Below are 20,258 nucleotides of genomic sequence, written 5' to 3' on the forward strand. Positions count from 1 at the left end.
AAAGTGAGCCGATGACCGACACGACTGTCGACGACGCCCTGGAGACCGGCGAGATCCAGGTGAGCGACGACATCCGGATAGCGTACGAGCGACGCGGGTCAGGACCCGACATCGTTCTCGTCAACAACTTCTTCATGGACCGCAAGTCCTGGCGGTCCTACACCGCGAAGCTGGCCACCAGGGCCCGGATCACCTCCTACGACCTGCGCGGCCAGGGCGACTCCAGCCCGCACCCCGGCGAGCCGGTGTGGGAGGACCACATCAGCGACCTCAAGGCCCTGTTCGACGGGCTGGGCCTGGAGAAGGCGATCCTGGTGGGCACGTCGTTCTCGACGCTGATCTGCCGGGACTTCGCCGTGGCCCACCCGGACCGGGTGCGGGGCCTGATCCTGGCGGGGCCGGCGATGAGCCCGCACGGCCCGCAGCGGCTGCGCCGGATCACCAAGTCCTGGCTGAAGACGCTGGAGACGTCCGGACTGGGCGTGCTGTACGAGCAGTTGTACCCGCTCGTCTCCGGCGACCGGGCGGTGGAGGAGGCGGGGCCCATCGGGTTCATGGGCCGCAAGCAGAACTTCCTCGGCATCCACACCGTGGAGTCCCTGCGCGCCGGGCTCGCGGTGTCGGTGAAGGCGCCGCTGGACCCGCAGATCATGACCAAGGTGGCCGCTCCGACGCTGCTGTTCGTCGGCGGGGACGACTTCTCGCTGTCCACGGACGCGGTACGGGAGATGGTGGGGCTGTTCCCGGACGCCGTCACCGTCACCGTGCCGGACGGCGGGCATCTGGCCTTCCTGGAGGAGCCCGAGTGGTTCCAGCGGGAGGTGGAGTCGTTCATCGAGCGGGTCGCCGGGACGGGTGACTGAGACACCGCTTCCGGGGCTCCCGAGCGCATGGCTGCTCGGGAGCCCCGGCCGTGTCCGGCGGGTGGTGCTGGCGAGCGCCCCGGTCGCCCCGCCGGGCACCGGCGCGGCACAGCACCGGGCCGGCCGGGACGCGGTGGGCGCGGCGCTGCGGCGCGCGGGCAGCCCGGTGACATCGGTGGGCCGCGCGTACAGCGGGGCGCCGGTGTGTCCGGCGGGGTTCCCGGCCTCGGTGACCCACAGCACCGCGCTGGCGGTGGCCGCGGTCGCGCCCGGCGCGCGCGGAGTGGGCGTGGACCTGGAGCCACGCTGCCCGGACCTGAAGCTGCACCGGTTCCTGCTGGACGAGCGGGAGCGGGCCGAGCTGTGGCCGAAGGGCGATCCGCCGGGCCTGCGGCGGCTGTTCGCCGCGAAGGAGGCCGCCTTCAAGGCGCTCTCGGAGTGTACGGACGCCCATGGCGGGCTGTTCTGGCGGGTGCGGCTCGGCCTGCGCGAGGGGCGGCTGTGGGCGCGGGCCGGCGACCGGTACGCGCTGGTCGGTGAGCTGACGGCGCCGGCGTTCGCGCTGGCTGTGGCGGTCACCGCTGATCCATAACCAAAAGTTCGGTATCCCAGAAAAACTAGGTCTTGGACTTCTGATCGCATCGTCGGGACCATGACTGGGACGGCAGTGCCGCAGCGACCCCCGTCAGCGGCACTGTCGTCCCTCGACGAAAGGAACGGCCCGTGCCCGCTCGCCCCGAACCGCCCACCGCGCGCGAGGACCTGAGCGCGGCCGCCCGGCAACTGGCCGGGCGCGTCGGCGGCCCGCTCTTCGCCGAGGGCCAGGACGGCTACGACGAGGAACGCGCCCGCTACCAGACCCACCGCCCGCACCGCCCGGCGCTCGTCGTCGGCGCGGCCGAGCCCAAGGACGTCCAGCTCGCGGTGGAGTTCGCCGCCGCGCGCGACCTCCCGGTGGGCGTGCAGGCCACCGGGCACGCGCCCGCGCTGCCCGCCGACACCGGGGTCCTCGTCAGCACCCGCCGGATGACCGAGGTGCGCGTCGACCCGGCCGCCCGTACCGCCTTCGTGGGCGCGGGCGTGCGCTGGAAGCAGGTCGTCGAGGCGGCCGCGCCGCACGGGCTGGCCCCGCTCAGCGGCAGTGCCCCGGACGTGGGCGCGGTCGGCTACACCCTGGGCGGCGGAATCGGCCTGCTGGCCCGGAAGTTCGGGTACGCGGCCGACCACGTCCGGCGCGTGGAATGCGTCACCGCCGACGGCCGGCCCCGCGCGGTCACCGCCGACAGCGACCCCGACCTGTTCTGGGCGCTGCGCGGCGGCCGCGACAACTTCGGCCTGGTCACCGGCCTCGAAGTGGACCTGGTCCCCGTGTCCCGGCTCTACGGCGGCGCCCTGTACTTCGACGGCGCCTCGGCCGAGCGCGTCCTCAACGCCTACCTGCGCTGGACGGAGACGGTCCCCGAGGAGATGACCTCCTCCCTCGCCCTGGTCCCGCTGCCCGACGCGCCGACCCTGCCCCCGCCGCTGCGCGGGCGGTACGTGGTGCACGTCCGGATCGCCTACCTGGGCGAGGCGGCGTACGGGGAGCGGCTGGTCGCCCCGCTGCGGGCGCTCGGCCCCCGGCTGGCGGACTCGGTGCGCGAGCTGCCGTACACCGAGTCCGGGTCCATCCACAACGACCCGGTGGCGCCGGCCGCGTACGTCGGGACCAACGCGATGCTCAGCGGGCTGGACGCGGGCGCGGTGCGTACCGTGCTGGAGCTGTCCGGGCCGGACGCGCCGATCACCAGCATCGTCGAGGTGCGCCATCTGGGCGGTGCCCTGGCACAGGCGCCGCGTGTGCCGAACTCCGTCGGCCACCGCTCGGCCCGCTATCTGCTCGCGGTGCTCGACCGGGTCACCGACGACACCGCCGACACCGTCCGCGCCGCGCACACCCGGCTCACCGACGCCCTGTCCCCGCGCACCACGGGCCGCAACCTGAACTTCCTCTACGGCGCCGCCGCCACCCCGGACCAGGTGCGCCGGGCGTACGAGCCCGACGACTACGCGCGCCTCGGCCGGATCAAGGCCGCCCACGACCCCGGAAACCTCTTCCGGCTGAACCACAACATCCCGCCGAACCCCTCCCCCGGCCCCCGCTGACGGGCCGCGGCCGACCGCTCAGGCAGCAGAAGGAACGATGATGGAAAAGAAATGGTGGACCCTGTTGGGGGTGTGCGGCGGGACGTTCATGCTCCTGCTGGACACCACCATCGTGTACGTCGTCATGCCCGATGTGCAGCGCGACCTGAACGCCAGCTTCGCCGACCTGCAGTGGGTGATCGACGGCTACGCGCTGGCGCTGGCCTCCTTCCTGCTGACGAGCGGCACGCTGGCCGACCGGTTCGGGCGCAAGCGGCTCTACGCGATCGGCGTGGCCCTGTTCACGGTCGCCTCGCTGCTGTGCGGTGTGGCCCAGTCGCCGTTGATGCTGATCATGTCCCGGGTGCTCCAGGGCGTGGGCGGCTCGGTCATGTTCGCCACCGGTCTGGCGCTGCTCGCGGGCAGCTTCCAGGGCAAGGAACGCGGCATGGCGTTCGGCGTGTGGGGCATGGTCACCGGCCTCGCCTCCGCCATCGGCCCGGTGGCCGGCGGTCTGATCTCCAGCGGCATTAGCTGGCGGGGCATCTTCCTGGTCAACGTGCCGATCGGTGTCATCGTAGCCCTGATCATCGCGCTGCGCGTGGACGAGTCGAAGTCGCCCTTCGCCCGCAAGCTGGACTACCCCGGCTTCGTCCTGCTCACCGGCGGCCTCGCCACCCTGGTCTACGGTCTGATCCGCGCCGGTGAGACCGAGTGGAGCGACGGCCGCGCGGTGACCGGTCTGGTGGTGGGCGCGGCGCTGCTGCTCGCGTTCCTGCTGGTGGAGGCGAAGTCCGAGCAGCCGATGTTCGACCTGCGGCTGTTCCGCATCCCCACCTTCGTGGGCGGTTCCATCGCCGCGTTCGCCATGAACGGCTCGCTGTTCGCGATGTTCCTGTTCCTGGCGATCTACTTCCAGGAGGCGCTGAACTACTCCTCGCTGGAGACCGGTCTGCGGCTGCTCACCGCCTCGCTGTCGATGCTGGTCGCCTCCCTGATCGCCGGGCGGCTCAGCGCCAAGGTGCAGCCCCGCTACATGATCGGGGTCGGGCTGCTGCTGGTCGGTGCCGCGCTGCTGCTGATGGGCGGGATCACCGAGTCCAGCGGCTGGGAGCACTTCATCCCCGGTCTGGTGCTGGGCGGTGTCGGCGCCGGTCTGGTGAACCCGCCGCTGGCCTCCACCGCCGTGGGCGTCGTGGACTTCTCCCGCTCGGGCATGGCGTCGGGCGTGAACGGCACCTTCCGTCAGCTCGGTGTGAGCGCGGGTGTCGCGGTGCTCGGCTCGACCTTCGCCGGTGTCATCAGCGACCGGTTCCGCGACGGACTGCGCGGGGTGCCGGAACTGGCGGGCCGCAGCGACCAGTTGGCCGCGCTCACGCGCGGCGGCGAGACCGGTGAGGCGGTGCGGCTGGTGCCGGAGCAGTACGGGGACAAGGTGCAGCAGATCGCCACGACCGGGTTCGTGGACGGCCTCAACACCCTGCTCGCCGTGTCGGCCGGCCTGGCCCTGCTCGGCGGTGTGCTGGCCCTGGTGCTGATCCGGCCCGCCGACTTCCAGGCGGCCCAGCAGCCGAAGCCGGAGGCGAAGGACGCTCCCGGTCAGTCGCCGGTGGCGGCGGAGAGCTGAACCCACTGCACGTGAGCGGGCCCGTCGGTTGCCGACGGGCCCGTTTTCGTATGGTCAGGTCACGCCCCGCTCATCGAGGCGACCTGCGTCGAGGCCGGCTCACCGAAGGACTGCCGGCAGTGCAGCAGCAGCTCGCGCAGGGCGGGGCTCTTGGTCGGCGCGGAGATCAGGGCCAGCACCGCGGGCACGTCGGCGTCGGTGATGGCGACCGTCTTGAGCCCCTTCTGGTGGCCGGTCATCGACTCGGAGAGCACCGCGACCCCGAGGCCCCGCTCGGCCAGGTGCATCACCGCGCCGGGCGCGCTCGCCTGGAGGGCGATGGTGGGAGTCAGGCCGAGCGCGGCGGACGCCTCGTCCAGCGTCGCCCGGATACCGGTCCCCTCGGGCAGGCAGACGAGCGGGAAGGCGCTCAGTTCCGCGAGGGTGACCCCGTCCTTTTCGGCCAGCGGATGCTCGTGCGGCACGGCGGCGACGATCGGCTCGCTGATCACCTGCCAGCCGTCCAGGTCCTCCGGCGCGCGATGGGCGGCGCCGATCAGCGCGAGGTCGACGGTGCCCTCGCGGACGTACTCGACCAGCTTGGCGGAATCGTCCTCGAGCAGGCTGATCTCGACGCCGGGGTGGGCGAGATGGAAGCCGGACAGCGCGTCGAACAACGGCTGGACGGTGCAGGCGGTGACCATGCCGACGACCAGCTTGCCCCGGACCAGACCGTTCATCTCGTCCACGGCCTGCCGCAGCGAGTCCATCGAGGACAGCACGGACTTGGCGTGCGCCAGCACCACCTCGCCGACGGCCGTGAGCTGCACACTGCGGCCGGAGCGGTCGATCAGGGTGGCCCCGAGATCGTTCTCGAGCTGGCGGATCTGGGCGCTGATCCCAGGCTGGCTGATATGCACCAGCTCCGCGGCCCTGGTGAAATTGGCTTCCTGTGCCACGGCGATGAAGTACCTGAGCTGCCTGATCTCCATAACTCCAAATTATAACGCCGATCCGGATGATTGATTGGACTTGTTCTCGGCCAATGACGGAAAATTGCCACGTTGGTACCCGGACCGCAGGAAAGGATGATTGTGTCCGAGAACGAGAAGGCCCTGAAGCCGGAAGACCTCACCCGCCTCTTCGTGGAGCGCGCCAACGCGGGTGACGCCGCCGGCCTCGCCGCGCTGTACGACGAGGAGGCCGTGATGGCCTACCCGCCCGGCAGCACCACGGTGGGCCGGGAGGCGATCCGCCAGCTCTGGGAGAAGGTGCTGTCCAACGGGCCGCACTTCGAGCCCGAGGAGCCCCTGCCCACGCTGGTGTTCGGTGACATCGCGCTCACCGCCACGCCGCCCAAGGACGGCTCCGGCGCCCGCGCGCAGGTAGTCAAGCGCCAGGCGGACGGGAGCTGGCTGCGCGTCATCGACCAGCCGGAGTTCCGCCCGCCGACGAGCTGACGGCCTGTCGTTTTCTGGCCATCCTCGCCTGGGCGCCACCGGCCACCACACGGCTGGCGCCCGGTGCGCGACACGGAACGCCCGGCCGAAAAACCTGTTGTCTCCCACGAGGCACCGGTTCCCGTCCGGATGATTTCCCTGATCGCGCGTTGACGATTCACCGGCACCGGATATGGTGCACGGCAGCAGGTCCAGAGCCAAACGGGGGAGGCTCTTCACAGTGATACGCGATACTCGGCGCCGCTTTTCGGCGCGGCGGGTCCTTTTCCGGAGCCGCCCCTTCCAGCCCGGCCCACTCGGTCCACGCCGCCCCTTGAGCGCGGCGCACCACCGGCGGCCGGGCTCTCGTGTATCCCCGGTCTGTTGTTACGGCCGGGTATTCGCGCACGGTCGCTGACCGCCCAGAAACACCGTCCCCGGTTCCTGTCGGCACCCTCACGGGTGTCCCGAACCGGTCGACCGGTCTGTGACCACGCGCGTCAATCTCACATCTTTATGCCCCCCGTACGGACATATGAACAGGAGATTGAGAATGGCTGTGACGGAAACCAGAGGAATTCACCTGGCCGCCCCGGTGATCTGTGAGTCGGCGGAAATGTGGAACGCGCAGGCGGACAGCCTGCCGGTGACACGCGCGCCGATCGAGTCGCTGTCGACCGACGACTCCCCCCGTATATCGGGGGAGAACGAGGAGCACGTCCGGCACCTGGCGCAGTGCGTCTCACCGCTGCCGCCGATCATCGTGCACCGCGCCACGCTCCGCGTCATCGACGGCGTCCACCGGCTGCGGGCCGCCCGGCTCAACGGGCAGACCCACATCGACGTGCAGTACTTCGACGGCACCGCCAAGGACGCGTTCCTGCTGGCGGTGGAGCGCAACGCCCACCACGGGCTGCCACTGACCCGCGCCGACCGCAACGCGGCGGCGCTGCGCATCATCCGCTCGCACCCGGACTGGTCGGACCGGATGATCGCGTCCGCCACCGGTCTGTCGCCGAAGACGGTGGGCTCGATCCGGCGTCGTTCGGGTGACGCAATTCCTCAGTTGAACGCCCGGATCGGCCGGGACGGCCGGTCGCGCCCGGTGGACAACTCCGAACGGCGCCGGCTGGCGGGTGAATACGCCCGGACCCATCCGCAGGCCACGCTGCGGGAGATCGCCCGCGAGAGCGGCCTGTCCCTGGCCACCGCCCGTGATGTGCGCGAGCGCGTGCAGAAGGGCGCGAGTCCGACCCTCGGCGGGCGGCCGTCCGGCGGCCCGGTGCACAGGCCGGCCGCCCCGGCGCCCGCGTCCCGGAATCCGGACCAGGGCGGTGTGACCGCCTTCGCGCTGGCGGAGACCTTATTGCTGCTCAAGCGGGACCCGTCGATACGGCTCACCGAGCACGGCCGGTTCCTGCTGCGGCTGCTGGACACCCACGCGCTGGCGAACCGGCGCTGGGAGGAACTGGTGGACCGGATTCCGCCGCACTGCGCGGCCAAGGTCGCGGCCGCGGCCCGGGAATGCGCGGCCTCCTGGCGGGACGCGGCCCAGCAGTTGGAGGAGCGGGCCCGCGCGGTCGACGGACGGGGGGCGGTGAACACCATCGCCTGAATCCAGCGATTCTCCCTATGCTCTCCGCATGACAATTCTGGTGACCGGTGCCACCGGCAAGACAGGCCGCCATGTATTGCGGGAACTGCTGGCAGCAGGCGAAGACGTACGTGTATCGACCCGTGATCCGGAAAACGCGGACGTTCCTTCCGGGACGAGTGTCGTACGCGGTGACCTGAGTGATCCGGAAAGTCTTTATCCGGCACTCGACGGGGTGTCGTCCGTATTCCTCTTCCCGGTGCTCGACGCCATTCCGGCATTCGCGGCGACGGCGAAACGCGCGGGCGTGGAGAAGGTGGTGCTGTTCACCGGGGCCTGGGCCGCGGGACACACCGCTCGGGACCGGGCCTCCTGGGTCTATCCGAGGTACCGGGCCGCCGAGACCGCGCTCGCGGAGAACGGGCCGGAGCGGTGGACGGTGCTCCGGCCGGCGCCCTTCGCCACCAACGCGCTGTGGTGGGCGCCGGGCGCGCGGGCGGACGGGGTGGTGCGGCTGCCCCATCCGGACGCCGTCTGCCCGGTGGTCCACGAGGCCGACCTCGCGGCGGCGGCCGTGGCCGCGCTGCGGACGGACGGCCACCACGGGCGCTGGTACACGGTCACCGGGCCCGCGCCCGTCTCGCAGGCGGAGCAGGTCGCCGCGATCGCGGAGGCGAGCGGACGGCCGCTGCGGGTGGAACGGATCGACCCGGAGGTCTGGCGGTCCGGGGCGGAGCGTTTCCTGCGGCCGGGGATCGTCGCGGACCTGCTGAACGAGTGGTCGCAGACCGAGGCCGACCCGGCGACCGCCCTGCCGGTCACCTCGGCCGTGGAGGACCTCACCGGCCGGCCCGCGCGCACCTTCGCCCGCTGGGCCGCCGATCACGCCGGCGACTTCCGCTGACCCAGGCCCGTAGAGGGACCCGGCCCGCCCCGAAAGGACGTCATGGAGTACACCCAGCTCGGCCGCAGCGGTCTGCGCGTCTCCCGGCTCTGCCTCGGCACCATGAACTTCGGGGTGCACACCGAAGAGGCCGAGGCCCACCGCATCCTGGACGCCGCCCTGGACGCGGGCGTCAACTTCGTGGACACCGCCGACCTGTACGGCTGGCCCGAGCACCCCGGACTGACCGAGACGGTGATCGGCAACTGGCTCGCACGGGGCGGGGGCCGCCGCGAGCGGACGGTGCTGGCCACCAAGGTGTACTCGGACATGGGCGACTGGCCCAACGAGGGCGGGCTGTCCGCGCTGCACATCCGCCGGGCGGTCGAGGCCAGCCTGCGGCGGCTGCGTACCGACCACATCGACGTGTACCAGATGCACCACGTCGACCGGTCCACCCGGTGGGACGAGATCTGGCAGGCCATGGACGTCCTGGTGACCCAGGGAAAGATCGTCTACGTCGGCTCCAGCAACTTCGCCGGCTGGCACCTGGCCGAGGCCCAGGAGACCGCGCGTGCCCGGCACCTGCCCGGTCTGGTGAGCGAGCAGTCCCACTACAACCTCCTGGAGCGCACCGTCGAGCTGGAGGTGATCCCGGCCGCCCGGCGCTACGGCATCGGGCTGCTCCCCTGGTCCCCGCTGCACAGCGGCCTGCTCGCCGGGGTGCTGCGGGACGAGCGCCGGGGCGTGCGGCGCACGGTGGCGCGGGCCGCTGCCGCGCTGGCGACCAGGCGCCCGCAGATCCAGGAGTACGAGGACCTCGCCGCCGAGCTGGGCCAGGAGCCGGGGCACGTCGCGCTGGCCTGGCTGCTCGCCAACCCCGCCGTCACCGCGCCCGTCGTCGGCCCGCGCACCCTGGCCCAGTTGCACGGCGCGCTCGCCGCGCTCGACGTCGAGCTGGAGCCGAAGGCACTGGCCCGGCTCGACGAGATCTTCCCCGGTCACCGGCCCGCGCCCGAGGCGTACGCCTGGTGACACCCGGCCGGGGCCACCTCCGCCCGGCCACCCCCGCACCGTCAGCAGCCGCTGCAACCCGAGGAGTGTCATGCCCCGCCGTCTGTTCACTTCGGAGTCCGTCACCGAGGGCCATCCCGACAAGATGGCCGACCGGATCAGCGACACGGTCCTCGACGCGCTGCTGGCGCGTGACCCGCGCTCGCGTGTCGCCGTGGAGACCCTGATCACCACCGGCCAGGTGCACGTGGCCGGCGAGGTCACCACCCGGGCCTGGGCCGACGTGCCCGCCCTGGTCCGCGAGGCCGTGCTCGACATCGGCTACGACGCCTCCGCGAAGGGCTTCGACGGCGCCTCCTGCGGGGTGTCCGTCTCCATCGGCGCCCAGTCCCCCGACATCGCGCGCGGTGTCGACGCGGACAGCGAGGACCTCCTGGCCGCCCAGGGCGCCGGGGACCAGGGCCTGATGTTCGGGTACGCGACCGACGAGACCCCTGAGCTGATGCCGCTCCCGATCCGGCTCGCGCACCGGCTGGCCCAGCGGCTGACCGAGGTGCGCCGCTCCGGGAACATGCCGTACCTCAGGCCCGACGGGAAGACCCAGGTCACCGTGGAGTACGACGGGGACCGGGCGGTCCGGCTGGACACGGTGGTCGTCTCCGCGCAGCACGCGGCGGACGTCTCGCTGGCGGACCTGCTCGTGCCCGAGGTGCGCCGGAACGTGGTCGACGTGGAGCTGGCGCGGCTGGCGGAGGACGGCATCGAACTCGACACCGAGGGCTGCCGGTTGCTGGTGAATCCCACCGGGCGCTTCCACATCGGGGGTCCGATGGGCGACGCGGGGCTGACCGGCCGGAAGATCATCATCGACACCTACGGCGGCATGGCCCGCCACGGTGGGGGTGCCTTCTCGGGCAAGGACCCGTCCAAGGTGGACCGCAGTGCCGCGTACGCGATGCGCTGGGTGGCCAAGAACGTGGTGGCCGCCGGTCTCGCCGGGCGCTGCGAGGTGCAGGTCGCGTACGCGATCGGGCGGGCCGAGCCGGTGGGCCTGTTCATCGAGACCTTCGGCACGCACCGGGTCGGCGTCGATGTGATCGGCAAGGCCATCGACGAGGTCTTCGACCTGCGCCCGGCGGCCATCATCCGGGACCTCGACCTGCTGCGGCCGATCTACGCCCGGACGGCGGCGTACGGCCACTTCGGCCGTGAGCTTCCGGACTTCACCTGGGAGCGCACGGACCGCGCGGAGGCGCTGCGCGCGGTGGCCGGGCTCTAGCTCCAGCACATGCGCCCCGCCCAGGACGTGGGCGGGGCACATGTGCTGTGCCGGGCGTCAGGCGGGCAGGGTGCGGGCGATCTCCGTGAGGGCGGCCTCGGCCCGCTGGTGCAGTCCCCCGCCGAAGGTGACGCGGGCGGCGCCCAGCCGGCCCAGTTCCGCCGGGGCCGGCCCGTTCGGCAGGTACAGGGCGTTCAGCGGGGCCGGGACGCCCTTGGCCAGCTCGGGCAGCAACTCGGCCGGGGCCAGGATCGGATAGACCACGTCCGCCCCCGCCTCGGCGTACAGGCGGCCCCGGCGGATCGCCTCCTCCGCGTCGCTCGCGCCGTACAGGAACGTGTCGACGCGGGCGTTGAGCACGACCCGGCCCTCGGCGGCCGTCACGAACTCCCCCAGCCAGTCGGCGTGTTCGCGGGCGTCCTTGAGCTTGCCGGAGGCGTGGTCGGTGTCCTCCAGGTTGCACCCGACCGCGCCGACGCCGAGCAGCCGCTCCACGATCCGGTCCGGGGCGAGCCCGTAGCCGTCCTCGATGTCGACGGTCACCGGGACGTCGACGGCGCGGATGATCCGGGCCAGCGCCTCGAACGCCTCGTCCGCCGGGACGGCGCCCCCGTCGGCATACCCGAGCACGGCGGCGACAGCGGCGCTGGAGGTGGCCAGCACGCGGTGCCCGGCATCCGCGAACACCCGGGCGCTCACCGCGTCCCAGACGTTGGGGATCACCAGCGGATCACCGGGTTCGGGCCGCTGATGCAGCGCGCGGAACTCCTCGGTCCGGGTACGGCTGGACACAGGTCGCCTCCTGAAGACGGTCACCACGAACGAGCAGCCGCCAGCGTAGGCACCGGGGGCCGCGTACGTCCCGCGTCGCCGTCAGCGTTTCAGCGCCCGGTCCACCAACGCCCCCGCCGCTCCCGAGTACTGCGCCGGGTCGAGCAGGTCGGACAACTCCGGCCCATCCAGCAGGCCCGTCAACTCCGGCAGGTTCGACAGGACTTCGCCCAGCGGCACCCCCTCGCCCGCCGCCCGCTCCGACGCCTCGCTCAGCAGGCGCCGCGCCTCCGCCTTGCCCAACCGGGGTGCCAGGACGGCCGCCACGCGCTCGGAGACGATCTGGCCGCCGGTCAGGCCGACGTTGGCGCGCATGCGGTCGGGGTGGACCGTGAGGCCCCGGGCGAGATCGAGCGCGGTGTGTGCCGCGCCGCCCGTCAGGCGGAGGGCCTCGCGGAGGAGGGTCCATTCGGCGTGCCAGGCGCCCGCGGACCGTTCGTCCTCGGTGGTGAGGCACTGGGTCAACCCGGCCGACAGCACCGGCACTTGGAGGGCCGCCGAGCGGATCAGCGTGGCGAGCACCGGGTTGCGTTTGTGGGGCATGGCGGAGGAGGCGCCCCGGCCGCCCGGGGCGGGCTCGGCCGCCTCGCCGACCTCGGTGCGGGCCAGTATCTGTACGTCCACCGCGATCTTGCCCAGCGCGGCCGCCGTGTGGGCGAGCGCGGCGCCCAGGTCGGCCACCGGCGTACGCAGGGCGTGCCAGGGCAGGACGGGCCGGGCGAGGCCGGTCTCGTCGGCGTAGGCGGCGGTGAGGGCGTCCAGGTAGCCGCCGGGGTCGTCGGCGCCGGTGGCTCCGTCGAGGCGGGCGTACTCCAGGTAGCCGGCGAGGGTGCCCGCCGCGCCGCCGAGCGCCACCGGGAGGCCGTGGTCCAGGACGTGGCCGAGCCGGTCGGCGGAGTCCAGCACCAGGGACCGCCAGCCCGCCGCCTTGAGCCCGAAGGTGGTGGGCACGGCGTGCAGGGCGAGCGTGCGCCCGGCCATGACGGTGTCCCGGTGCTCCCCGGCGAGGCGGGCCAGCTCCTCGGCGGTGGCGCGCAGATCGGCGACGGTGAGACGCAGCGCACGGGCGGCCACCAGCGTCGTGCCGGTGTCGAGGATGTCCTGGCTGGTGGAACCCCGGTGGACGTACTCGGCGGCGGCCGGGTCGGCAGCCGCGACCACGGCGGTGAAGGCGCGGACCAGCCCGACCACCGGGTTGGCGGTCTCGCGGGCCGCGAGGGCGAGCGCGCGGGCGTCCAGCCGGCGCGCGTCGGCGGTCTCGGTGATGACGGCGGCGGCCGACGCGGGTACGGCGCCGAGCCGGGCCTGGGCCCGCGCCAGCGCGGCCTCGGCGTCGAGCATGGCCTGGAGCCACGCCAGGTCCCCGGTCGCCTCTTCCACCGGCACCCCGGCCCGCACCGGGGACAGCAGTCCGACGTCGAGCCCGGCGCTCATGCCGTCACCTCCGCCGGTCCGGCGGACACCGGCGCGGGCAGGGACAGTACGGCGTGCGCGATGGCGTCGGAGTCCTCCAGCGTCACGGAGCCCACGCCGGGCCGGATGCCCGCCGCGGTGACCCAGTGCACGGCTTCGGTCGGGACTCCGTAGGCGAAGCGCCGGGGGTGGGCGCGTCCGGCGGCGTCGACGAGCCGGTAGGGGCGCGTCGACACGTCGAGGCCACCGGTCTCGTACACCCCGCCGTGCGCGGTGGGTATCCGGTGCGGGCGGCACTGGCCGGTGCTCAGCAGGTGGCGCAGCAGCGGGTCGGCGGTGCGCAAGAGGTCGGGCTCGGGCAGCCGGGCCTCGATGAGCGCGGCGAAGGGCGGCGCGACATCCGCCCCGCCGAGGGTGCGGGCCACGAAGGCGGGACCGTCGTCGGCGGTGTCCACGAGCAGGCCGGGCGGCAGGATCTCCACGATCCCGGCCTCGATCAGCGCGGTGAGTTCCTCGATGCGGGAGGCGGGCGGGCCGATGGAGAGGAAGGCGTTGAGCGGGGTGTACCAGGCGTGCAGCTGGTCGCGGTAGGAGGCGCCGTCGATGCCGTCGTGGTCGACGACGAGGCGGATCTCGTTGCGCAGGTCGCGCAGCACGTCCAGGGCGGCCTTCAGCGGGCCGGTGACGTTCCCCGCGCGGGCGTCGGCCACGTCCTGGCGCAGATGCCCGAGCAGCCAGGCGCGGTAGTCGGCCACGGAGCCGAACTCCCGCTCTCCGTACGGCCGGGCGATGCGCGCCCAGTCCCAGCGGTCGGCGGCGCCGATGCCGGCCGCGTCGAGGAAGGCGTCCTCCTCGCTCTCCGGGACGTGCGGGTAGGCGTCCGCGAAGGCGGTGGCGTCCTGCCCGCGCGCGGTGAGCAGGGCCGCGTAGTAGACGCCCTGGACCTCGCGGGCGATCAGCGGCCACAGGTCGGCACGGAAGCTCAACCGCTCGCCGCGCCGGGCGCGTTCCCGCAGGGCGGCGACCCTGTCCTGGTCCAGCAGCCGTGGCTCGTGGCGCCCGTGCGCGCCCTTCTGGTTCTCGCCGCGCGCGTGGTACGGCACTCCGCGCCGCGAGCCCGCGAACATGCGGGGTTCCTCGCCCGAGGGCCGGTACACGAGCCGGTCGCCGGTCCGGGTGAAGGAGCCGCCCCGGCCGAGCGTGAAGAGGGCGAGGTAGTCGAAGAAGTTGAGGCCGAGCCCGCGCAGCAGCACCGGCTGCCCGGCGCCGATGCCGGAGAGGTCGTGGTCGGCGGGGTTGGCGGGCGGCAGATAGGTCAGCCCGTGCGTGGCGGCGAAGTCCGCGAACCGGCGTATCTCGTCGCTGGGCTGGTTCGGGAGGTGACCGAGGGCGAGGACGACGGCGTCGAGCCCGGTCAGCCTGGTGCCGTCGGCCAGGAGCACGCTCTGCGGGCCCCCCGGCACGGGACCGGTGTCGTCCAGGGCGACGGCGCGCGAGGCATGCACCCGGACGGTGATGTGGGCCGGGGCGGTGGCGAGGAGGCGCCGGAAGACCCAGCGCAGGTAGTGGCCGTAGAAGGCGCGGGTCGGGTAGGAGTCGGGGCCGAGGGCGCGGGCCTCGGCGGCGATCGCCTCGTCCGCGGTGCCGGTGGCGGCGAGGCGGCGCGCCCACTCGTACAGACTGGGGCCGTCCTCGACCGGGCCGACGATGTCGACGCTGTGGTCGGTGAACAGGGTGACCTGGGAGGCCACGGTGTTCATCAGCAGGTGCGAGGACTGCGCGGTGCGCCAGACCCGGCCCGGCCCGGGGGGCGAGGGGTCGACGAGGTGGACGGTGAGCCGCTCGCGCGAGGGCGACTTGCGTTCCTGGGCGAGCAGCCGCTCCAGGACGGACACGCCGCGGGGTCCCGCCCCGACGACGCAGATCTCCGAGGGTGTGCTGATCAAGGGTTCACTCTCCGCTGGGCTGTGGAGTGGGCGTGGCCGGTCCGGGGACCGGACGGGGAGCGGGGCGGTGGGCGGGGGCCGGGGGTGAGCCGGATGGAGACCTCCACCCCGGCTGCGACCGGCAGGGGCATGGAGAGGTAGTCCGCGCCGTCGCGCACCCGGTCGAGGTAGGGGCCGGTGGGGGCGGAGCCCAGGGCGAGCACGATGGTGCCGGGGCGCATCCGCCCCTCCAGCGCGGTGAGCGCGGGCAGGGTCAGGTCGGGTCGGCAGTCGAGCAGGGCGAGGTCGACCGGGGCGGGGGCGCGGCCGAGGTCGTGCAGACCGGCGTGGCGGACCTCGGCCCAGGGGGCGAGCCCGGCGGCCGTGAGCCGGGCGCGGGTGTCGGCGGCCCGGTGGGCGTCGGGCACATGGCCGACGACGTGCCCGGCGCCGTTGGCCCGTGCCCCGGCGGCGAGTTGGTCGAGGGAGCCGTCCGCGGTGCCGTCGAAGGCCACCACGCAGTCCGCGCGCAGCGAGCGGACCAGGGAGTACAGCAGGCGGCCGATCTCGGGGGTCAGCGGTTCCCCGGTGCGCCGGGCGGGGTTTGGGCGGACGAGGTGGACGAACCCGTCGGCGTCGATGGCGGCCCGCACCCCGGTGTGCAGCCAGCCGTCGGAGGGCCCGTCCGAGCCCAGGGAGACGGCCAGCCCATCTCCGCTGACGAGGAGTTCGCCATCCGGCCCGATCTCGGCGCGGACATGGGACAGCGGCCGCCCGACCGTGCCGGACCTGCGGGCGGCCGGGGTGTTCCAGCTCACGGCGCCGGTGTTGCCGGCCAGCCCGTACCCGGCGTACACCGGCAGCCCGAGGCCCTCGCACTCACGGAGCAGCGGGTGCGGCACCTCGGTGCCGCACCACAGCAGCGGTACGCCGGGGGTGCCGAACAGGGCGGCCGGTACGGCTCTGCCCTCGCGGCGCGCGGTGCGGGCGGCGCCGATCAGGGCCGTCGCGGCGGGCGGGGTGACGGCGAGCGCGGTGGGCCGGACGGTGGCCGTCCACTCCGGCAGGGCGGTGGCGGGGATGCCGCGCGGGGGCAGCAGCAGGCAGCCCCCGTCGGCGAGGGCCATCGGGGTGGCGGCCACCTGGTGGGCGAGGGCGCCCAGCGGGACGGTGACCGCGCAGCGGGCGAAGGCTCCGGCGGGCAACTCGGCGCGCAGCGCGTCGAGATGGGCGCCGACGGCATGGGCGCGGATGCCGACCCGGCCGGCCGAGCCCGCCGAGGCGGGGAGGATCTTGCAGATCCAGTCCCGGTCGTCGTCGGGGACGCGGTAGGCGCCGGGCGCCGCGTCGGTGAGCGCGGCGAGGTCGACCGGGACGACCGGGCAGCCCTCGGGCAGGACGTCCCGGTCCGCCCAGGCGGCCAGCAGGGCCAGGCCGCGGGCGTCGGCGAGGACGGCGGAGACGTCCGCGAGCAGGGCGGCCGCGGTGCGCGCGGAGGCTCCGGGCGGCACGGGGCAACCGGTCACCCGCAGGGCCAGCAGGGCGAGTTCGGCGACGACGGCTTCGGCGGTGTCGCCGCACAGGATGCCCACCCGGTGCCGGGGACCGGGGTCCAGGCGGTCGCCCAGGGCGCGGGCGGCGCGGGTGATCTCGCGGTAGGAGTGGACGACGGCGGTGCCGTCCTCGGCCGTCACCTCCACCAGCGGCCGGTCGCCGTCCTCGGCATGTCTGCGCAGGACGGTCTCAACGGCCCTCACGCTCGGTTTCCTCCCGTCGGGCGCGCCGCCGGGCGCGGTGGTGACGTCCGCCGGTCAGGCGGTGGTGCACTCCGGGCCGAACCGGTTCCAGCCGACGTCGTCGGACCCGCGCAGCGAAAAGCCGGTGATTACGCCGTTCATGTCTCCCCCTCTTCGGTAAAGGCATCGAAAATCAGGGTGCGGGGAATACGCGAGCTCCCGTGGGGCTCGCGGTTCGATCCTCCGACGGAACAACGGTCGCCCGTCGGCGAACGAACACAAAAGACCTAACATGCTTCGGGTCGGCGCAGTGCCGTGAAACGAAGGATTGAAATGGAAACAGCTCAGCGTAAATCGGGCACGGAAATGACCGGGACGCCGCTGGAGGAGCAGGGTCCCGGACCGCTCCAGGAGGCGATAGCCGCCTGTTCGGCCGGCCTCACCGAGGACGTCCCGGACTACCGCACCACCATGCGCAACGTCGCCGAGGCCCTGAGCGGCCTCTCGCGCGCCGTCGCCGAACAGGCCGACTGGGCGCCCCGGGAGCGGCGAAGCACCACCGGGACCCGTCCGGACAGCGGGGAAACCGGCGGCGTGAACTCCGCTTTCCGGTACCTGAACGGCCTTCCGGACATCAACCGGGCCATTCAGAATGAGTTGGCGGGGGCCCGCGAGGAGATCCTCACCGCCCAGCCGGACGGCTCGCGCCCGCCCTCGGTGCTGCGCGACGCGCTCGCCTCGGTACGCCGGCAGCTCGCCGCCGGGGTGGCCATGCGGACGCTCTACCAGCACAGCACACGGTTCGACGAGCCGACCAAGCAATACGTCAAGGTGGTGACCGAGTTCGGTGTCCAGGTCCGCACACTGCCGGAGTTCTTCGAGCGGCTCATCATCATCGACCGGTCGGCGGCGTTCCTCCCGGGCAGCCGGGACCGGCGGACCGCGGTGCTGGTCCGGGAACCGGCCGTGGTCGACTTCCTCACGGACGTGTTCACCCGGCAGTGGGACCGCGCCGAACCGTTTCCGTTCGTCCCGGTGCGCGCCGCGGAGGCCGCCGGAGAAGTGATCCCGGACATGCGGGAATCGATCCGGAAGCTCCTGATCGAGGGCCGCTCGGACAAAGAGATAGCCCGGCGTCTGGGTTTGAGTCTGCGTTCACTGCAAAGCCATGTGGCGCGCCTGAAAGAGGACTACGGTGCGCAGCACCGGCTCCAGCTCGGATATCTCATGGCATTGAGCGATCATTCCCCGGCCGGGCCGGAATCCGGGAATTCCCCGCGCCCTCGAGCGACCCCAGGAGAAACGCGTCCATGACCCGTCACGCGCTGGCCGCGAACGAGAACCCCTACCCGCCGCTGCCCTCGGTGCGGACCGTGCTCGCGGAGGCGGCCGGCGGCCTCAACCGCTACCCCGACCGCACGGTGACCGACTTGGTCGACGCCCTCGCCGCCCGCCACCGGGTGCCGCGCTCCCACATCGTGACCGGCGCCGGATCGGTGGGCGTCACCCACCATCTGCTGCACGCCGTGGTCCGTGACGGCGGCGAAGTGCTGTACGCCTGGCCGTCGTTCGAGGCGTACCCGCACCTCACCGAGATCTGCCGGGGCACCTCGGTACGGGTGCCGCTGCGCGAGGAGCGGCACGACCTGGCGGCGATGGCCGACGCGATCACCCCGCACACCGCCCTGGCCATCGTCTGCAACCCCAACAATCCCACCGGTACGGCTGTCACCCGCGCCGAGCTGGAAGCCTTCCTGGACCGGGTGCCGGAGAACGTCCTGGTGCTGCTGGACGAGGCGTACCGGGAGTTCGTGCGCGACCCGGAGGTCCCGGACGGCATCGAGCTGTACCGGAGCCGGCCGAACCTGGTGGTGCTGCGGACCTTCTCCAAGGCGTACGGCCTGGCCGCGCTGCGGGTCGGTTACGCGGTGGCGCACGAGGAGGCGGCCGCCCGGATCAGGCACACGGTCGTGCCGTTCGGGGTCAACGCGCTCGCCCAGTCCGCCGCCCTGGCCTCTCTGGCGGCGGAGGACGAGTTGCTGGAGCGGGTGGAGGCGGTGGTCAAGGAACGCGACCGGCTGACCAGTGCGCTGGCGGTACCGGTGACTCCGTCGGAGGCCAACTTCGTCTGGCTGCCGCTGGGCGAGCGCACGACGGCGTTCGCTCAGGCGTGCGCCCGGGCCGGGGTCGCCGTACGGGCCTTCCCCGGCGAGGGCGTTCGCGTCACGGTCGGCACCCCGGAGGCGAACGACGCCGTGCTGCGGGTCGCGGCGCAGCTCACCTGAGGCTCAGTCCCGTACCGGCGCCGACTCCCGCATCTCGGCCGGGCGTTGCCCCTCCGCCCAGCGCACCGCGGGTTCCATGGCGAGGCCCGCGCCCAGGAACAGCGCGCCCACGACCAGCCAGCCGCCGGTGCCCCAGGACAGGATGAGCGTGGTCAGCAGCAGCGGGCCGATGAGACGCGCGACGGCCGTCCCGGCCCCGTAGAAGCCCTGGTACTGGCCCTGCTTGTCGGCCGGGGCGAGGGCGAAGCCGATCTCCCAGGAGCCGGAGCCGAGCAGCATCTCGCCGAAGACCTGCACACACGCGGCGAGCAGCAGCACCAGTACCGGCAGCCACGCCGAGGTGCCGGCCGCCGACACCGCGAAGCAGACACAGGCCAGCAGCAGCACGATCCCCGCCTGCCGCACGGCACGCGCGGCCGACCGCAGTCCCGTCACCCGCGCGGCCATCCGTACCTGGAACAGGACCACGCTGAGCGTGTTGAGCACCAGCAGCGCCGACACCGTCCAGCCCGGCGCCCCGGTGCGCTGCACGATCCACAGCGGCAGCACCACGCTGAGCAACGGCATGTACAGCAGCATGACCATGTTCAGCAGCGACACCAGCGCGTACGGGCGGTCCCGGAGCACGGTGAGGGCGCGTCCGGCGGGCCGGTCGGCCGAGGGGAGCTGCTTGGCGGGCGCGGGCAGCCGGCCCAGGACCCAGGCGGCCAGGACGAAGGTGACCGCGTCCATCGCCAGCGCCGTGAGGTAGGCCGCCTCGTTGTCGAGCTGCAGGGCGATGCCGCCGAGCGCCGCGCCGAGAGCGAGCCCGGCGTTGACGGTCGACTGGAGGTAGGCCCGCGTCTCGGTACGCCGGGCGGGCTCCACCAGCCCGGCCAGCAGCGCCTGCCGGGCGGCGGCCAGGCCGCACTGGCAGCAGGTGTACAGGCACACGGCGGCGAGGAACGCCGGGTAGGTGCGGACGAAGAGCAGGGAGGCGATGGCGGCGCCGGTGGCGAGCGACATCAGGATGGCGATCCCGCGCGGCCCGCGCCGGTCGGCGAGATGGCCGAGCGGCACGCCGACGACGGCGCCGAGCGCCCAGCCGATGGTGAGCGCGGCGCCGATCTGGGTCGGGGACAGCCCGATGACCCGGCTGAAGTACAGCACCGAACACACGTAATAGGCGCCGTCGCCCACGGAGTTGGTGAGCTGGGCCAGGGCCAGGGTCCTGGGCGGCCCCGGTGGGGGGATGATCCGGCTGACGCGCATTCAGTTCCTTCCGTA

Annotated in this window: 17 protein-coding genes; 11 read left to right on the top strand and 6 right to left on the bottom strand. The window is 73.2% G+C overall.

Translation table 11 applies throughout. The annotated features are described in order from the left end of the window. The first annotated feature begins 11 nt into the window (after window positions 1-11). The 4 genes from E5083_RS18600 (at window position 12) to E5083_RS18615 (ending at window position 4,614) form a co-directional block, all read left to right on the top strand. Window positions 12-863 (top strand): alpha/beta fold hydrolase, encoded by an 852-nt coding sequence (locus E5083_RS18600; RefSeq protein ID WP_135786814.1) that lies wholly within the window; start codon window positions 12-14, stop codon window positions 861-863. Beyond that, window positions 856-1,455 (top strand): 4'-phosphopantetheinyl transferase superfamily protein, encoded by a 600-nt coding sequence (locus tag E5083_RS18605; protein WP_135786815.1) that lies wholly within the window; start codon window positions 856-858, stop codon window positions 1,453-1,455. Before E5083_RS18600 ends, E5083_RS18605 begins: the two co-directional genes overlap by 8 nt. A 131-nt stretch (window positions 1,456-1,586) precedes the next feature. Continuing rightward, entirely contained in the window at window positions 1,587-3,008 is a 1,422-nt protein-coding gene (locus E5083_RS18610; protein WP_135786816.1) for an FAD-binding oxidoreductase, read from the top strand. 37 nt (window positions 3,009-3,045) lie between these two features. Next, window positions 3,046-4,614 carry an MFS transporter gene (locus tag E5083_RS18615; RefSeq protein ID WP_135786817.1) on the top strand — a complete coding sequence of 523 codons (1,569 nt, stop codon included), beginning with the start codon at window positions 3,046-3,048 and terminating at the stop codon, window positions 4,612-4,614. A 59-nt stretch (window positions 4,615-4,673) separates the two neighbouring features. On the opposite strand, the gene E5083_RS18620 is transcribed toward E5083_RS18615, so the two are convergent. Then, complete coding sequence (locus E5083_RS18620) at window positions 4,674-5,585, bottom strand: LysR family transcriptional regulator (RefSeq protein WP_135786818.1); 912 nt, start codon at window positions 5,583-5,585, stop codon at window positions 4,674-4,676. A 102-nt stretch (window positions 5,586-5,687) separates the two neighbouring features. Here E5083_RS18620 and E5083_RS18625 point away from each other — a divergent pair, with 102 nt between their 5' ends. From E5083_RS18625 to metK, 5 genes are all read left to right on the top strand, one after another. After that, the gene (locus tag E5083_RS18625) at window positions 5,688-6,053 is read left to right on the top strand and encodes a YybH family protein (RefSeq protein WP_135786819.1); all 366 of its coding nucleotides are present in this window, start codon (window positions 5,688-5,690) and stop codon (window positions 6,051-6,053) included. A 532-nt stretch (window positions 6,054-6,585) separates the two neighbouring features. Further along, the gene (locus E5083_RS18630; RefSeq protein ID WP_244317556.1) at window positions 6,586-7,647 is read left to right on the top strand and encodes a ParB/RepB/Spo0J family partition protein; all 1,062 of its coding nucleotides are present in this window, start codon (window positions 6,586-6,588) and stop codon (window positions 7,645-7,647) included. A gap of 28 nt (window positions 7,648-7,675) precedes the next feature. Further along, entirely contained in the window at window positions 7,676-8,530 is an 855-nt protein-coding gene (locus E5083_RS18635) for an NAD(P)H-binding protein (protein ID WP_135786820.1), read from the top strand. 42 nt (window positions 8,531-8,572) lie between these two features. Continuing rightward, on the top strand, window positions 8,573-9,544 hold the full coding sequence (locus E5083_RS18640; RefSeq protein WP_135786821.1) for an aldo/keto reductase: 972 nt from the start codon (window positions 8,573-8,575) through the stop codon (window positions 9,542-9,544). Between the two features lie 70 nt (window positions 9,545-9,614). Further along, entirely contained in the window at window positions 9,615-10,802 is a 1,188-nt protein-coding gene (metK, locus tag E5083_RS18645) for a methionine adenosyltransferase (RefSeq protein WP_135786822.1), read from the top strand. A 57-nt stretch (window positions 10,803-10,859) separates the two neighbouring features. Here the strand turns inward: metK and E5083_RS18650 are convergent, their stop codons facing one another. The 4 genes from E5083_RS18650 to E5083_RS18665 all read right to left on the bottom strand — a co-directional run bounded on the left by E5083_RS18650 (window position 10,860) and on the right by E5083_RS18665 (window position 16,728). Beyond that, entirely contained in the window at window positions 10,860-11,594 is a 735-nt protein-coding gene (locus tag E5083_RS18650) for an isocitrate lyase/PEP mutase family protein (RefSeq protein ID WP_135786823.1), read from the bottom strand. Between the two features lie 81 nt (window positions 11,595-11,675). Then, complete coding sequence (locus tag E5083_RS18655; RefSeq protein WP_135786824.1) at window positions 11,676-13,067, bottom strand: nitrosuccinate lyase; 1,392 nt, start codon at window positions 13,065-13,067, stop codon at window positions 11,676-11,678. Next, on the bottom strand, window positions 13,064-14,989 hold the full coding sequence (locus E5083_RS18660) for an FAD/NAD(P)-binding protein (protein ID WP_208754100.1): 1,926 nt from the start codon (window positions 14,987-14,989) through the stop codon (window positions 13,064-13,066). Before E5083_RS18660 ends, E5083_RS18655 begins: the two co-directional genes overlap by 4 nt. Further along, window positions 14,989-16,728 carry an AMP-binding protein gene (locus E5083_RS18665; protein ID WP_135786826.1) on the bottom strand — a complete coding sequence of 580 codons (1,740 nt, stop codon included), beginning with the start codon at window positions 16,726-16,728 and terminating at the stop codon, window positions 14,989-14,991. Before E5083_RS18665 ends, E5083_RS18660 begins: the two co-directional genes overlap by 1 nt. 312 nt (window positions 16,729-17,040) lie before the next feature. On the opposite strand from E5083_RS18665, the gene E5083_RS18670 reads away from it, so the two are divergent. Both E5083_RS18670 and E5083_RS18675 read left to right on the top strand, forming a co-directional pair. Further along, on the top strand, window positions 17,041-18,021 hold the full coding sequence (locus E5083_RS18670) for a hypothetical protein (RefSeq protein ID WP_135786827.1): 981 nt from the start codon (window positions 17,041-17,043) through the stop codon (window positions 18,019-18,021). Further along, complete coding sequence (locus tag E5083_RS18675; protein ID WP_425276737.1) at window positions 17,928-18,992, top strand: histidinol-phosphate transaminase; 1,065 nt, start codon at window positions 17,928-17,930, stop codon at window positions 18,990-18,992. Before E5083_RS18670 ends, E5083_RS18675 begins: the two co-directional genes overlap by 94 nt. Window positions 18,993-18,995: 3 nt before the next feature. Here E5083_RS18675 and E5083_RS18680 read toward each other — a convergent pair whose 3' ends face one another. Continuing rightward, on the bottom strand, window positions 18,996-20,243 hold the full coding sequence (locus E5083_RS18680) for an MFS transporter (protein WP_135786829.1): 1,248 nt from the start codon (window positions 20,241-20,243) through the stop codon (window positions 18,996-18,998). Window positions 20,244-20,258: the final 15 nt, after the last annotated feature.

The organism is Streptomyces bauhiniae, from assembly GCF_004784475.1.
In the GTDB taxonomy this organism is placed as follows: Bacteria; Actinomycetota; Actinomycetes; order Streptomycetales; family Streptomycetaceae; genus Streptomyces; species Streptomyces seoulensis.

Coding starts and splice junctions, on each gene's coding strand:
- E5083_RS18600 (WP_135786814.1), top strand. CDS start 12: ATGACCGACACGACTGTCGACGACGCCCTGGAGACCGGCGAGATCCAG.
- E5083_RS18615 (WP_135786817.1), top strand. CDS start 3,046: ATGATGGAAAAGAAATGGTGGACCCTGTTGGGGGTGTGCGGCGGGACG.
- E5083_RS18620 (WP_135786818.1), bottom strand. CDS start 5,585: ATGGAGATCAGGCAGCTCAGGTACTTCATCGCCGTGGCACAGGAAGCC.
- E5083_RS18630 (WP_244317556.1), top strand. CDS start 6,586: ATGGCTGTGACGGAAACCAGAGGAATTCACCTGGCCGCCCCGGTGATC.
- E5083_RS18635 (WP_135786820.1), top strand. CDS start 7,676: ATGACAATTCTGGTGACCGGTGCCACCGGCAAGACAGGCCGCCATGTA.
- E5083_RS18640 (WP_135786821.1), top strand. CDS start 8,573: ATGGAGTACACCCAGCTCGGCCGCAGCGGTCTGCGCGTCTCCCGGCTC.
- metK (WP_135786822.1), top strand. CDS start 9,615: ATGCCCCGCCGTCTGTTCACTTCGGAGTCCGTCACCGAGGGCCATCCC.
- E5083_RS18655 (WP_135786824.1), bottom strand. CDS start 13,067: ATGAGCGCCGGGCTCGACGTCGGACTGCTGTCCCCGGTGCGGGCCGGG.
- E5083_RS18670 (WP_135786827.1), top strand. CDS start 17,041: ATGGAAACAGCTCAGCGTAAATCGGGCACGGAAATGACCGGGACGCCG.
- E5083_RS18680 (WP_135786829.1), bottom strand. CDS start 20,243: ATGCGCGTCAGCCGGATCATCCCCCCACCGGGGCCGCCCAGGACCCTG.